The following is a 13,928-nucleotide window of genomic DNA, read 5'->3' on the forward strand; positions in this document are numbered from 1 at the left end:
GCTTGTACATTACAAACACCATAGCCAAGATGCTAATTCGCGTTGATCACACTAGATGGCGATTCATCGGTGTTTCAGTTAGATCCTTTATTCTTCTGATCTACGGCTATAGGAGTGTTCGCCACTCCATGGAGTAGAAATTGTACCGAGTGCTCTATCCACTTTTCCCCATTACTCTCATCAGGCATAAAGGCGAACACCTTTTTGAGGGGATCGCCAGTGACGAACGGGAAAGCAATTAGGCTAATAAAGGAAATGGGCATCAGATTAGTATCAAGGTCTTGGCGCAGATGACCGCTAGACTGGAGCACATCTAACAGCTCACGCAGCTTCGGTCCCAGCTCAGAAGCCAGCCTGCGGGTAAATAGGTCGCGCATTTGGCCAGGTTTAGCTGCCACCTCGCTCACAATCAAACGAGGTATCCAGGGCTCTCGAATATAGAGACGAATAATTCGGGCCATAGCCTCTTTTAACATCTCAACAGAAGGCTCTTTGCCGCCCAGCCCCGTATTGAGGAATTCGGGGCCGTACAGCATAAACTGGCTGCGCATCACCTCAATAATAAGCGCTTCTTTTCCGCCAAAGTGATAGCTAATCATGGCGGAATTCACCCCCGCTCCCAGGGCGATCTCGCGGATAGATATGTCTCGAACACTCTTATCACGAAGGAGTACATAAGTGGACTGCATCAGGGCCTCACGCACCTGCATTTCACGTTTTGGGTCCTTTGGCCGTCCGCGGCCACGGCCGCAGCTGGGTGTAGTTACGGTCACCCTGATCCCCTATTTAGTTAATTGCTCGATTAATTAAATAGCAATAAGACCCGCCTCTCAATAGGAAAAATAGACTTAATGGTCAAAATTGAGAGGGTATTCTTGCTCAGCAGGCTTTAATAAGCGCTATCCAGATGCCCGAGGGTTGTGAATATGGGGCTTAGTGAAAGCCAAGCCGCAATCTCCACGAAGAGGAAAAAGGCTCCCGAAGGAGCCCTTTTCCTCAAGCCAGAAAGTGAATTAGAGCGCTTTAAATCTAGCGGTAAAGTGCCGCAGTACCGGTGGTTCATACTCAAAGGTCAAACCTTTTAACTCGTGCGCTCGATTTTGTAATTCAATAATAGCGTCGGCAATATAGTCCATATGATCATTGGTGTAGACACGCCTCGGTATCGTCAGCCGCATTAATTCCAGATCGGCCTTTTTTTGCTCACCGGTTTCCGGATCCCGCCCCAACAATAAGGAACCGATTTCCACCGCACGGATTCCCGCCTCCAAATACAGAGCGTTAGTCAATACCTGTGCGGGAAACTGCTCTGGAGGGATATGCGGCAGAATCTTCGCGGCATCTACAAACACCGCATGACCACCTGTCGGATACTGAATAGGCACCCCCCCCTCGCGTAAACGCTCACCGAGGTAGGCTACCTGACTGATGCGATAATGTAGGAAGTTTTCATCGGCAGCTTCATAAAGGCCCCGCGCCAATGCCTCCATATCGCGACCCGCCATGCCACCATAGGTTACGAAGCCTTCCATAGGCACACAAAGGGTGCGCACAGCCTGAAACAGCTCCTCATGATCGCGAATGCAGCAGAGGCCGCCAATATTTACCATTGGGTCTTTTTTGGCAGACATGGTCAGCATATCGCCGTACTGATACATCTCGCGGATAATATCCAGGATCGACTTATCCTGATAACCGTCTTCGCGCTGCTTAATAAAGTAAGCATTCTCACAATAGCGCGCCGAATCGATAACCACCGGGATATCGTTCTTGGTAGCGATCTCATACACCGCGCGCATATTGGCCATAGAGACCGGCTGCCCACCAGAGCTATTGCAAGTTATCGTGGTGATAATCGCGCAAATATTGTTCGCTCCATGTTCTTCAATGGTCTGGACTAACCTGTCCAAGTCAAAATTACCTTTCCAGTCATAAGCCATCGAGGTATCAAACGCGCGCTCATCCACCACATTGATCGCCTTACCCCCGTTCAGCTCGATATGGCCCGCAGTGGTATCGAAGTGATAGTTGGAAATAAATACCGGCGTAGTACCGCCACGCACTTGGCGCATACGCTCTATCAAGGCGGGGAACAGGATTTGCTCAGCGCCACGCCCCTGGTGCGCGGGAACGGTTAATTTATAACCAAAAAAATGCTCTACCGCATTACAGAGATTGTAGTAGTTGCGACTTCCCGCATAGGACTCATCCCCCAACATCAAACCAGCCCACTGGTTATCGCTCATAGCGCCAGTACCGGAATCGGTCAGCAGGTCGATATAAACATCATCACTACGCAGCAAGAAAGGGTTCAAACCGGCTTCCGCCAAGGCGACTTCCCGATCGGCCAGGGTTGTCATTTTGATCGGTTCAACCATCTTGATACGGAATGGCTCAGGAATACGCTTCATCATTATTTTCCTTATAAATCCCGACAGCGAGAACTGAGCTTTAGAGCTCGGTCACACTGCATGCTGTTTTAACACAGGTATAGTACAGATGAAGAGATCAATAGGCGAATGGAGAGACGGCCTGGACAAGAGCCACCCTACCCAGCATCGGCAGGCATATCATCAAGCAGCGATTTAATAGAACGCTCCTTGAATGAATTATTTTTAAGTTATTTGGCTCTATTATTGGTTGCATCTCACCTTTGAGGATTTCTTATTGATATGTGATTTCTCTTGGAGCACCAAGTTAATCGGAACTGCATTACCTACTAGTAGAAATTTCTTGGTGCAAATAATTTAGAATTTTAACAGTAGATCTATATGTTTTTTAAACACGCCGTTACAGCAACAACAATCTCCGCAGTTCTTTTAGCCTTTGAGACACACGCCAAAACTTTCAAGTACGAAACTCAAAAGCTCGACTCGTCTAACACTGACATACAATATCCTGGCCTCGACTTAAATGGGGCCAGCTACGCGACATAAACCGTTGATCGAACTTATTCCTCAGCCCCCGCGATTATAACCACGCTAGAGGTAAGCTTCCCAAACAAACCAAAACTCGTGGCAAGGAACTTCAACGCCCGTGATGGCTTACACCAGGCTATAGTTGGCAACACCTGAGTATATCGCCAGCTCTATATCGTAATTCACGAATCTGACCTTTAAAATTCAAATGATCAAGCAATACACTCTGGCGACTATGCATCCGAAGCTAACAGCTTTATTGGTACGGGGCAGCCATTATTTCATTCCTGGGGGCACCCGACTGATGTAACTCCAAGCAAAGCAACCGATATTAAAATGCTAACTGTCGATGGAAGCAAACTTAGATTATCACTCAGCAATAAGCTTACTGAAAACTCTAACGCTGCAGATGCAACTGTTAATGATCCTTTATGGTTTAGAAATGGGGAGGCAAAATTGTATGTCCCGATCTCTGTACTCAGCAATAAAGCTAAATTCACTGAGCTACACAAACTCAATATATCCACAACTTCCGACCCCAAGGGAATTAGCCCTCAATAGAGGAGGCAATCGCTGCCGCTATAAGCAAGCCCACGGATGACTGAAGTGCGGCCTATATAGACAAGAGTGTCTACAAAAATGCTACCCAAGTACACTGCACGGATTGAGAGCAAGCTGAAACGCCAATGGAGCCCAAAGAAAATTTCCGACTAACTAGAGCAGAAAAAAACCTGTCAATCTGCCATGAAACCATTTACCGGTATGCCTGGGCTGAAAAGCAGCGTGGCGGGGCCCTGTATGAGAACCTGCGGAGAAGCGATAGGCCCTACGACAAACCAGCGAATGGAAAGTCACCATCAAGAACACTATCAAAAGCGACCAGCGACCAGCGACCAGCGACCAGCGACCAGCGACCAGCGACCAGCGACCACAAATTGTGATGATAAATTCCGCATCGGAGACTGGGAAATTGATACTGTTCTAGGTAAAAGTCATAGTGATGCACTGGACAATACTGTAGATCGCAAGAGCAAACTCACTCTCTCAGCAGGCTGAGCGCAAAACCGTAGAATTGCTCACCGAGGCTACCATTGCACTATTTGAGTCGTATAAACAATTAGTGCGCATCTGTATGCCTCTTGGGAGAGAAGTCTAAAAAAGAACACTAATGACTTGCTGAGCTAGTACTTTCCGCTAAATACGGAGTTCAAGTTTGTGAGCCAAACAAATGTCGAAGCGGCTGTTGAACGTTTAAATAATCACCCCAGAAAAACGTTGGGTTATAAAACTCCCAGGCAGAATTTAGGTGAAAATACGGCTGCCGCAGCAGCCTAAAGGGTGATACACTTCAGAGTCGAATGCAAGACCCCATGATATACGAGCCTTACCTTAGATTTCCTATGATAAAATTAATTAAAATCATGGTTCAGGGCATCATCAAATGACATAGGCTTAGTCTTGCTCTTAGCCATAAAGCGATTCATCCTCGCAGAATACGTTGACTTACACCTATCTGAGGACTCCAGATCACGACCCTTAATTTCATTTGCTATAGCCCAATGCCACTCAGAGTGATATTTAAAAGTTTTATCCGCTAACTCTGTGCATAATTCCCAATCACTAAATCGCTCAACCCTACGGTCTGGCTCACCAAGAAAAAGTGTACAACCAGAAAATAAGATTGAGACCGATATGACCGATATTTTTAAAGCTCTCATATTCTATAAATCCAAAAAATACTTCACAAGCGGAGCTTACGATATCCTACGCTAGACAGGACGTCCCTAACTTATCAAGTTACAAGCCCCACTTAATTGAATGTAGAAACCTGTTAACACTGATGCTTATTTAAGCTACTCGGCAGATAAATAACTAATCCATGCAAAGGCTAACATATTGTTAAAATAGAATCAGCCTTACCTATCTGAAAGATCAGAAAACCTACCCAGCTGTTCAATTTTTCTACAAAGCCATGAGTTCGCGGGGACCATATCATAAGGTCCAGCCTATGAGCACCCAAGTGTCAGACCAACGCTGAGAAAAAATGTACAGCTCGCTTTTTTGGAGGGGCAATTTAAATCTCAGGCTTCACTAGATGAAAGAGACCTTGTCACCTGTACGACTTAAGTAGATCTCAACCCCGCTCATACCGATATGAAGAAAACTCCAGAAATTCTAAACTTTTTTTAATTCGACAGCGTATACGCTAAGCAATCCCAGGCAACCAAGCTAAGAACCCTCTGTATATCGCGCGTGATGAGCGTTTAAGTATGGTGAAAGGCCCGTCTTTCAAATTGGACCATTTCAGGGATGCTCTGAAAAATTAACCTTTAGCCTTACATCATGCTTCATGCTTCACACAGCGAAAATGGCTATTTTTAACTCGAAATTTTAATTCGCATGCCCAGCCATCTCCATTTTTACTAGCTTAAATCAGCATTTAACCGATTTAACGCGTTGGCAAATCTGGCCAGCAAAAACAAACATCGAGTGTTTTTCCTAAATCTCAATAACGTACTTTTCCATAGCCAAAGAAATTATTTATATATCGGAATGGATGTTCTACTTTCACCCCACCTGCGTCTTTATTTTTCTACCTTTCGCAACTCAGAAAAATTCGGACGGTGCCTTAAGCGACTTCATTTCTCTGCTATGTACCACTCTATATCTTTAGATTTAAGCCCTCAACTTTCCACTCCCGCGTAACCAGAACCTCCCCAAATGCTCCTTTCTTCACCATGCTGTAGCTTACCCGTCGCAGTACCCTCATGTTGGTTAGCGGCTATTGTGTCGTGGCTATGGATCTGTTGTAGTCAGACTTTACCGGCCGTTTAGGAACTTGTGAGCATTCATACCAGCGCATTCACCTCAACCTTAATCCCCACCGGATCAAAAAATACCAGCGGCCTGAGGTTGCGGCCCGGTACATCCATTTGCCTGCAGGCAATGCCCATTGAATCCAATCGTTCTTTTATCGGCTGAAGATCATCCGTATGGAAAGCCACGTGATCCAGGTAGGGCTTAGCAGGTTGCTTTTCAGAAACCTCGCCTTCCATCAGGTGAACGATTGGTTTGCCGTTGCCGTAGAGCCAAAAACCATTGCTCTTGAAGTTCGGCCGCTCGCCTTCGGTGAGACCAAGGACTTGTATATAAAAATCTCGTACGCGCAACAGCTGATCTCGAGGTGCGGTGATATTGAAGTGGTCCAGTTGCATAACGCTTCCCTGTGCTATTCGTTTTAAAAGCCTAGGCAAGAAATCCCCCACTCTCGGCCCTATGAGGCTTGGATGCCAAATACAAACCTTAAGGGATGTATTCGCGGCGTGTCCCGAGAGCGAGGTATTCTTTGCCTCACTCCCAGCAATATCTGGCTCAATATCGTAATTTGAGCCCGGCTCAACAGGCTACCGGGCGATAATGTAATTAGACAACGCCATTACGCCGCAGCTGATTAATTTGCGCCTCATCTTGCCCCAATAAGTCGCGCAGAACCTCTTCAGTGTGCTCACCCAATACTGGCGGGGCCTGTTGATAATCGAGGGCCGATTCGGAGAAGATCACCGGGTTACGCACGGTTTTTACCTTTCCGGCTTGCGGGTGCTCCTGCTCCACCACCATGCCGCGTGCCTGCACCTGGGGATCGGCAAAAACCTCTTCCAGAGTATTAATTGGCCCACAGGGGACATGGGCATCGCTGAGCTTTTCCAACCACCAGGTGGAATTCTGCTGGCGGGTGGCGTTTTCGATTTGTGGTATCAGTTCATCGCGGGCCATGACACGTGAGGAGTTGCTCGCGTAAGCAGGGTTCTCAGCCAGCGGTTCTATACCAGCGATCTTACAGAAACGCCTGAACTGATCATCGTTGCCCACGGCCAACATAAAGTAGCCGTCTTGAGAAGGTACGGCCTGATAGGGCACAATATTGGGGTGGCCGGTACCCTGGCGCGCAGGGCTTTTACCGGAAGTAAGATAGTTCTGCGCCTGGTTGGCAAGCCAGGCTACCTGGGTATCCAGCAGGGCCAGGTCGATATGCTGCCCCACTCCAGTCTGCTGCCGATGTACCACGGCGGCAAGCACCGAGGAAACGGCATACATGCCCGTCATCAGGTCAGCGACCGCCACCCCCACTTTTTGCGGGCCGGCACCTGGCTGCCCCTCAGGAACACCTGTTACGCTCATCAACCCACCCATACCCTGAATCATGGCATCGTAGCCGGCACGGTTTTTGTAGGGCCCGGTTTGGCCGAAGCCGGTAATGGAGCAATAAATAACTCCGGGGTTAATCGCCTTGATGGAGTCATAATCCAAGCCGTATTTTTTGAGACCTCCCACCTTGTAATTTTCCAGAAGGATGTCGCAACGGGCGGCCATCTTTTTGATCAGGTCCTGGCCAGCTTCGGTGGTAATATCCACAGTAACGGATTTTTTACCGCGATTGGCACTCAGGTAATAGGCGGCATCGGCAGTGTCATTGCCCGCGGCATCTTTGAGGTAGGGAGGCCCCCAGTGGCGGGTGTCATCGCCACGCTCAGGGCGCTCTACTTTGATCACTTCCGCACCAAAATCGGCGAAAACCTGTCCGGCCCAGGGACCTGCGAGAATACGACTGAGATCGAGTACCTTGAGATGCGCGAGTGGTCCTGCCATAACTTCCTCGTTTCGCTAATACGGGGTGTATCCCCGATACATTTTTGCGGCAGACTAACAGATATTACCGAGGGGCGCCCAACTTGGAAGACTGCGGAATTCGCCTTACACTGCTGGTGCAATAAAAATAAGGAGGCATAGCATGGCCGCTATAGAAGCCCAAAAATTCGAGTCTTTCCGCGACTTTTATCCGTTCTACCTGCAAGAGCACCGCAACCGAATCTGCCGCCGATTGCACTTTATTGGCACCAGCCTGGTGTTCGCTACCGTGATCGCCACAATCACCACCGGCAATATGCTGTGGCTTGCCACTACCCCTTTAGCTGGTTACGGCTTCGCCTGGATTGGGCATTTCTTTTTTGAGCACAATCGCCCGGCTACTTTTAAGTACCCCTTTTACAGCTTTCTTGGGGACTTTGTGATGTTTAAGGATATGCTACTGGGGCGTATAGAGCGCTGAATCAGATTATTTCTTCTGCGCCGACAAACCGTATTTGCGCAGTTTGTTGGCGACTGCTGTATGGGAAATCCCCAACTCTTTGGCCAACTCCCTGGTGGAGGCTCGCCCCACCAGTAACTCGCTGAGCAAAGATCGCTCCAGCTGCTCCATCATCTCCCTGTAACTAAGTCCCCTGCCCCAGTCCCGCAAGGACAAACTTTTCTGTGCCGTTAAATCCGGCACGTCCTCAAGAGCAATGGCGCTGGCACTACGGCGCTCACAACTACCTGCAGCAGCCATCAAATAGTCTCGCAGGCCATTAAAGTTTTCTGGCCAGTCCTGCCGCCGGATTAAATCGAGTACCTCCGCACCTATATCCGGCCTTTCCCGCTCAGGAAGCTCTTGCCTAAGCAGTGTTTCGGCAAAGCGCGGCAGCACCGGGCGCATATTGCGCAGGGGCGGCAGCGTCATGCAGAGCGCACTAAATCGCTGAGCAAGGGCCGGCACCAAGGACTGGGGAGCGGTACAAGTGGCCACCAAGCGAATAGAAGAAGGCAGACTTCGCAAGTGACGCAGTACGGCCAGTTGGGCTTCACTCCTTAAAAGGTGTAAGTCGTCCAGGATAAGCGTCCCACTGGCGCGCAAGTGTTTGGGTATTTCCAGTTTTCCGTCTTGCGGCACAATGCGATGGCAGTCCGCACGGGCAGCGGTAGGGGACAAATAGTGCACCGCGCAAGCAAAGGTAGTCTTGCCACTCCCCGCCTCACCGTAAATCAGCAGTGGCGAGCCCAGCTCGGCAAGATCCTGCAACTGCAGGCAACTCTCACGACGCAGATCAAAATCCCATAAAGCCACGGGCCGGGGAAGGCCTGCGATAAACTCACTTTTCTCCCACGGCTGCATACGCAAAACGGCTCCGGCAAGGGGATCCACATCTCCAGGCTTATCCAGAGCGATAGGCGACCAATCTACACGAAAATTTTGCCCACGCACCACCACCGGGAGACCATAACGGGGCACCGCAAAATCTCTCAGTAGTTCGGCCACCTGCATCAGCGGCAGGAAACGCTGTAACTGTAATCCGGGCACGCGGTCCAAGCTGACTCCAAAGGCGCGTGCGGCGGCAACATTTGCCGCGATAACCCGGCCCGCGTGATCAACGCTTAGCACTGGGTCTGTAACATGCTGCAGTAATGTGTCCAGTTCAAAATAGCGCCGCTCCAGGGGCAGCAGGGATATACGCCTGACTCTCTGAACTCCGGGTACACGATAGAGGGACTTTTCAATGGTCTGGTACTGGGTGGCAAGCATCCCTGGCGCCAGCAAATAGACTTTGTCGCCACTGTCACCACCCAGCTCTCCCGAGGTGACATTAATGCGATATTCACCGAATATTTGCATAATTTCATGCAAAATGCCCACACGATTCGTACAGGTTATCTCAACTCTCACCGGCCCACCTGTAAACATTTCTTTACAGAAAGTGTAAAAGGTTTGTGGCAAAGAGCACAATACTTAGCTGCCAAGCCTCCCCTGAAGGCAGGACCCTGACTAAAAATACAGAAGACACATAACAACAAGGATTCAGCGGCACAGCCACAAGCCTCGTCACTAATCGGACTGGTGGGTCGCAGGAGACAAAATTATGAAAAATGAAGCCGCCAAGAAGAGCACCAAGTATGTGGCTCGAGAGCCCAATACTGAAGGTTTTATCGAGTACACCGAGCAGGAACACCAAACCTGGCAGCGCCTGATTGAGCGCCAGCTGGATATTTTGCCGGGGCGTGCCTGCGATGAGTATATGCACGGTCTTGAGCTGCTCGACTTGCCCCGTGATCGCATCCCCCAACTCGAGGAAGTCTCCTCAGTACTGCGCCGGGAGACCGGCTGGGAAGTGGCGCGGGTGCCCGCACTGATCGGCTTCGAAACCTTCTTCGGCCTGCTCGCCGATCGCAAATTTCCGGTTGCCACCTTTATTCGCACCCCTGAGGAGTTCGATTACCTACAAGAGCCGGATATTTTCCATGAGATTTTTGGCCACTGCGCCATGCTGACTAACCCGGCCTTTGCCAATTTCACAGAGAAATACGGGCAGCTGGGCCTCAAGGCCAGCCCCAAAGAACGCGCCTACCTGGCACGGCTCTACTGGTTTACCGTGGAATTCGGCCTACTCAACACCGAGGATGGGTTACGTATCTACGGCGGTGGTATCCTTTCCTCGCCCAAGGAAACCCTGTACGCCTTCAGTAATCAGCCTGAGCGCTTCGACTTTACTGCGATCGATGCCCTGCGAACGCCGTACCGTATCGATATAGTACAGCCGATTTACTATGTGCTGAGCAGTCTACAGCAGCTGCAGGAACTCACCGAAATCGATCTGATGGCCAAGGTGCGCGAGGCCATTCAACTCGGTTTGTTCGAGCCCCGCTTCCCACCAAAGAACGCTGCCTGACGCATTGGCCGGGCGCCACCGTGGCGCCCGGTTCGTCTCTTTGATTGAAACAGTACTACCCTCACCCACCCGCCAGCCCCCGATTCCCTTTTGCACAAAGTGCTCTCATTCACATTGCACTTGGGGAAAATTCCACTACCGGCGCAATTGCCCTGAGCCTATCGTTACGTCAGGTGGTAAAGGAGGAGGCAAACGACCTGCCAGCCTTGTAACCACCCAGAACATCAAATTACCGCCGGGGCAATGCCAGTGATGGCCCGAAAGGATACGCAGGGACACAAGGCCTTTGGTTATGGGAGCGCTGTAGCACTATGTCCTCACTTGACGCGATTGATAGGCACCTGCTCGCTATTCTGCAATCGGACGTCAGCCTTTCGATTGAGGAGCTGGCCGAGCGTGTAGGTCTAACCAAAACTCCTTGCTGGCGCCGGGTACAGAAGTTGGAGAAAAGCGGCATCATCCGCCGCAAAGTCGCACTGCTCAATGCGGAGATACTCGGCTTGCCGGTGTCGGTTTTTGCCCAAGTCAAAACCGACCAACATACGCCGGAATGGGCTGATGCTTTTTCCAAACATGTGGCACAGCTCCCTGAGGTGGTGGATTGTTACCGCATGGCTGGAGATTACGACTACCTTCTCAGGGTGGTTGTGGGCGATATCTCCGCCTATGACCGCTTTTACAAGGAGTTGATCCGGCACGTAGGCATCAGCGATATCATTTCAAACTTTGCCCTGGAGCAAATCAAAAGTACCACTGAGTTACCTATTCCCTCGGAGAATCCGGAGTAATTCCGAGGGGGCCGCATCGCGAAGGGTTTAGCTGTTCGCCCATCTGTGGATAATGATGAGATCTCGCTCACTCTCAAGGATGACCTGTGGCGGACAGCTCTCTATTTCAATCCTTCTTTCTGATTTTTAGCGGCGCGGCAATTGTCGCCACCTTGGCGCTTTTTGGACGCCAACCCTTACTCGTTGCCTATATCGCTCTCGGTGTTTTACTGGGACCGTCGGGGTTGGCGGTGATCGACAACCTGCGCCTACTTTCGGATATGTCCAGCGTGGGGATCATTTTCCTATTGTTTCTCTTAGGGCTGGATATGCAGCCGCAAGCACTGGCCTCTGTGCTGCGCAAAGCCACTTTTGTAGGCATTCTGAGCTGTGCCATTTTTCTCGGAATTGGTTTTTGCATCGGCCAATTATTTGGTTTTACGACTACAGAAAGCTGGATCATCGGTATGGCCCTGATGTTCTCCAGCACGATTATCGGTATCAAACTGCTCCCCACCACGGTATTGCACCACAAGAAACTCGGAGAGTTAATGGTGGGCCTGCTGTTATTCCAGGATTTTGTCGCCATCGTCTGCTTGATGATCCTGCTGAGCGACAGCAGTGGGGATGTGCACCTTGGGCAGATAGCCCTGTCTTTCGGTGCCCTACCACTGTTAGTGGCTTTTGCCTGGGTCGTGGTGAAGTACTTGCTATTGCCGCTGTTTAGCCGTTTCGATCGCTTTCACGAGTATGTATTTTTGATGGCGTTGGGCTGGTGCATGGGTATGGCCGAGCTTGCTGAAACCTTAGGGCTATCGCGGGAGATCGGCGCTTTTATCGCCGGCATTACCCTCGCGGCAAGCCGTATTTCCCAATACATTGCCCTCAACCTGAAACCCCTTCGGGACTTCTTTTTAATCCTGTTTTTCTTTAGCTTGGGCGCCCAGTTTAAACTCGCCATGCTGCCAGAAATTCTGCTGCCGGCGCTGGTGACCGCAGCCGTGGTATTGCTGGCCAAGCCGGTGGTCTTCCGATACCTACTGGGGGGGCACAGTGAGCTCAAATTACTGGCCTGGGATATCGGTTTCCGCCTGGGGCAGATCAGCGAATTCTCCCTGCTGATAGCCCTGCTCGCCTTTGGTCAGAACCTGATCGGGAGCGAGGCCTCTCACTTAATACAAGCCACCGCCATTCTGACCTTTCTGGTTTCCTCTTACATTGTGGTGATGAACTTCCCCAATCCCATTGCCACCAAGGACGAACTGCGCAGGGATTAACTCCGCACAATTGCCGCAGCACACCCAATCAATCGGCCCCTAGTTTCTCTACGGCTCTTTGAATAGAGGGTCCAATTTGGCGTTTGCGCGAGATCACACCGTCAGCAACCAGCATGTCGTCCTTGATGTCTCCACCAAAAGCCGAGACCACGATATGCTTGTCCTCATCATCACCCCAGAGCAAATAAGATTTATTGTCTCGGGTATCGACAATCGCAAAGAACAAGTGATCAACACCACTCTCTTTTTTCTGCGCTTCTATGGCAGATTTAAGTTGATATCGCCGGTTAATCAACTGCTGAGCGGTCAGCGTTTCAGCAACGCCAATGCCGACCTTTTTCCCACCGAACTCGAAATTCTTGTAATCGAGTAAAACGATATCCCTGGCCGACAATCCACCTAAATCAGACTTCGCGAGCAACATGCGCTCTGCAAGCTGATTGATATCAGTTATGCCCGCTCTCTTTGCCAGTTTTTGGGCATAAGCCTTGTCGTATACAGTAGTGGTCGGTGATGTCAGGTTAACCGTATCCGAAAGAATCGCCGCAAGCCCCATACACGCGAGCGGAACCGGTAGCTCAATGCCCAGCTTCTGCGCATGGTCCACCAAGATTGTTGCCGTCGATCCCCAAGGTCTGATTTCAATGGTAATCACATTCGGAATATTGATCGGCGACCCGCCGATCGCGTGATGGTCGATGATGGCTGCGATCGAGTCCGGATCAGTGCCGGGTGGTAACTGTGTGCTCTGATTGAAGTCGACCAACCCCATCGTCATACCAGAGAAATCCTCAATGACCTCAGGCTCGTCGACATCACACTCGTCAATCGCGAAACGAGATTCCGGGTTAAGTGCACCGGGCAGCCCTGGCTTGCCCCCGTAAATAAAGGCCGCGAGCAAGCTTGCAGCAAACGAGTCGGTATCGGGGATTGTATGCCCCGTCCAAACCAGGTTCTCCCGGCCCGCTAACTCCTTGCGCAGAAAATCCGCGGGGACACCGGTGGAGGGGTTATCCTGACCCCGCTCCGTGGCACCGACTTCAACCGAGACTACAGGGAAACTCAAAAGCAAGCTCAGTGACAGGGCTACCGCTGTACCAAGCAAATACAGAAGACCGGCTATGGGACGCTCACCTGATATCGACAAGCTTGAAATTAGAATTTTCATTGTCACCCTCGACAATAACTTGCCAACGGAATCCTTTGAGACTTATTAAAGGCTGCCTAGCCTGTAAGCTAAGTTGATTCTCGATCGAAATAATTGTTGTCACGTCCGACAAAACGACGCTTATACCCAAGATTCGGTCACCAGAGGGTTGATCGTGCTCACTGCCTTTTCTCGGATTGACCACTTATGACGGAAGAAAAACTAACCCACTCTCTAGTTCCGTACTATAGACAACTCCCTAACGCTCATTGAACTGGTTG

Annotated in this window: 11 protein-coding genes; 5 read left to right on the forward strand and 6 right to left on the reverse strand. The window is 50.3% G+C overall.

Annotated features, from left to right (window positions below; translation table 11 throughout):
• Nucleotides 1-74: 74 nt before the first annotated feature.
• Both ACCI51_RS15820 and ACCI51_RS15825 read right to left on the reverse strand, forming a co-directional pair.
• Complete coding sequence (locus tag ACCI51_RS15820; protein ID WP_371844436.1) at nt 75-773, reverse strand: TetR/AcrR family transcriptional regulator; 699 nt, start codon at nt 771-773, stop codon at nt 75-77.
• Nucleotides 774-1,013: 240 nt separating this feature from the next.
• Nucleotides 1,014-2,414 (reverse strand): tryptophanase, encoded by a 1,401-nt coding sequence (locus tag ACCI51_RS15825; RefSeq protein ID WP_371844438.1) that lies wholly within the window; start codon nt 2,412-2,414, stop codon nt 1,014-1,016.
• Between the two features lie 1,302 nt (nt 2,415-3,716).
• Here ACCI51_RS15825 and ACCI51_RS15830 point away from each other — a divergent pair.
• The gene (locus tag ACCI51_RS15830; protein ID WP_371844439.1) at nt 3,717-3,974 is read left to right on the forward strand and encodes a hypothetical protein; all 258 of its coding nucleotides are present in this window, start codon (nt 3,717-3,719) and stop codon (nt 3,972-3,974) included.
• Between the two features lie 1,793 nt (nt 3,975-5,767).
• Here ACCI51_RS15830 and ACCI51_RS15835 read toward each other — a convergent pair.
• Nucleotides 5,768-6,133 carry a VOC family protein gene (locus ACCI51_RS15835; RefSeq protein ID WP_299587985.1) on the reverse strand — a complete coding sequence of 122 codons (366 nt, stop codon included), beginning with the start codon at nt 6,131-6,133 and terminating at the stop codon, nt 5,768-5,770.
• Between the two features lie 208 nt (nt 6,134-6,341).
• Nucleotides 6,342-7,565 (reverse strand): CaiB/BaiF CoA transferase family protein, encoded by a 1,224-nt coding sequence (locus ACCI51_RS15840; RefSeq protein WP_371844440.1) that lies wholly within the window; start codon nt 7,563-7,565, stop codon nt 6,342-6,344.
• A 142-nt stretch (nt 7,566-7,707) separates the two neighbouring features.
• Between ACCI51_RS15840 and ACCI51_RS15845 the strand changes: the two genes are divergently transcribed.
• Entirely contained in the window at nt 7,708-8,025 is a 318-nt protein-coding gene (locus tag ACCI51_RS15845) for an Mpo1-like protein (RefSeq protein WP_371844442.1), read from the forward strand.
• A 6-nt stretch (nt 8,026-8,031) separates the two neighbouring features.
• Here ACCI51_RS15845 and ACCI51_RS15850 read toward each other — a convergent pair whose 3' ends face one another.
• On the reverse strand, nt 8,032-9,456 hold the full coding sequence (locus tag ACCI51_RS15850) for a TyrR/PhhR family helix-turn-helix DNA-binding protein (protein WP_371844443.1): 1,425 nt from the start codon (nt 9,454-9,456) through the stop codon (nt 8,032-8,034).
• Nucleotides 9,457-9,649: 193 nt separating this feature from the next.
• Between ACCI51_RS15850 and phhA the strand changes: the two genes are divergently transcribed.
• The 3 genes from phhA (at nt 9,650) to ACCI51_RS15865 (ending at nt 12,500) form a co-directional block, all read left to right on the forward strand.
• Nucleotides 9,650-10,456, forward strand: a complete 807-nt coding sequence (gene phhA, locus ACCI51_RS15855) for a phenylalanine 4-monooxygenase (protein WP_371844445.1) — start codon at nt 9,650-9,652, stop codon at nt 10,454-10,456.
• Between the two features lie 311 nt (nt 10,457-10,767).
• A complete protein-coding gene (locus tag ACCI51_RS15860) occupies nt 10,768-11,244 on the forward strand; it encodes an Lrp/AsnC family transcriptional regulator (protein WP_299587972.1) in 477 nt (158 codons plus the stop codon).
• Nucleotides 11,245-11,330: 86 nt separating this feature from the next.
• A complete protein-coding gene (locus ACCI51_RS15865) occupies nt 11,331-12,500 on the forward strand; it encodes a cation:proton antiporter (RefSeq protein ID WP_299587969.1) in 1,170 nt (389 codons plus the stop codon).
• Between the two features lie 28 nt (nt 12,501-12,528).
• Here the strand turns inward: ACCI51_RS15865 and ACCI51_RS15870 are convergent, their stop codons facing one another.
• Entirely contained in the window at nt 12,529-13,668 is a 1,140-nt protein-coding gene (locus tag ACCI51_RS15870) for a manganese-dependent inorganic pyrophosphatase (protein ID WP_371844446.1), read from the reverse strand.
• Nucleotides 13,669-13,928: the final 260 nt, after the last annotated feature.

The sequence above is a fragment of the Microbulbifer echini genome (assembly GCF_041447225.1).
Lineage (GTDB): Bacteria > Pseudomonadota > Gammaproteobacteria > Pseudomonadales > Cellvibrionaceae > Microbulbifer > Microbulbifer echini.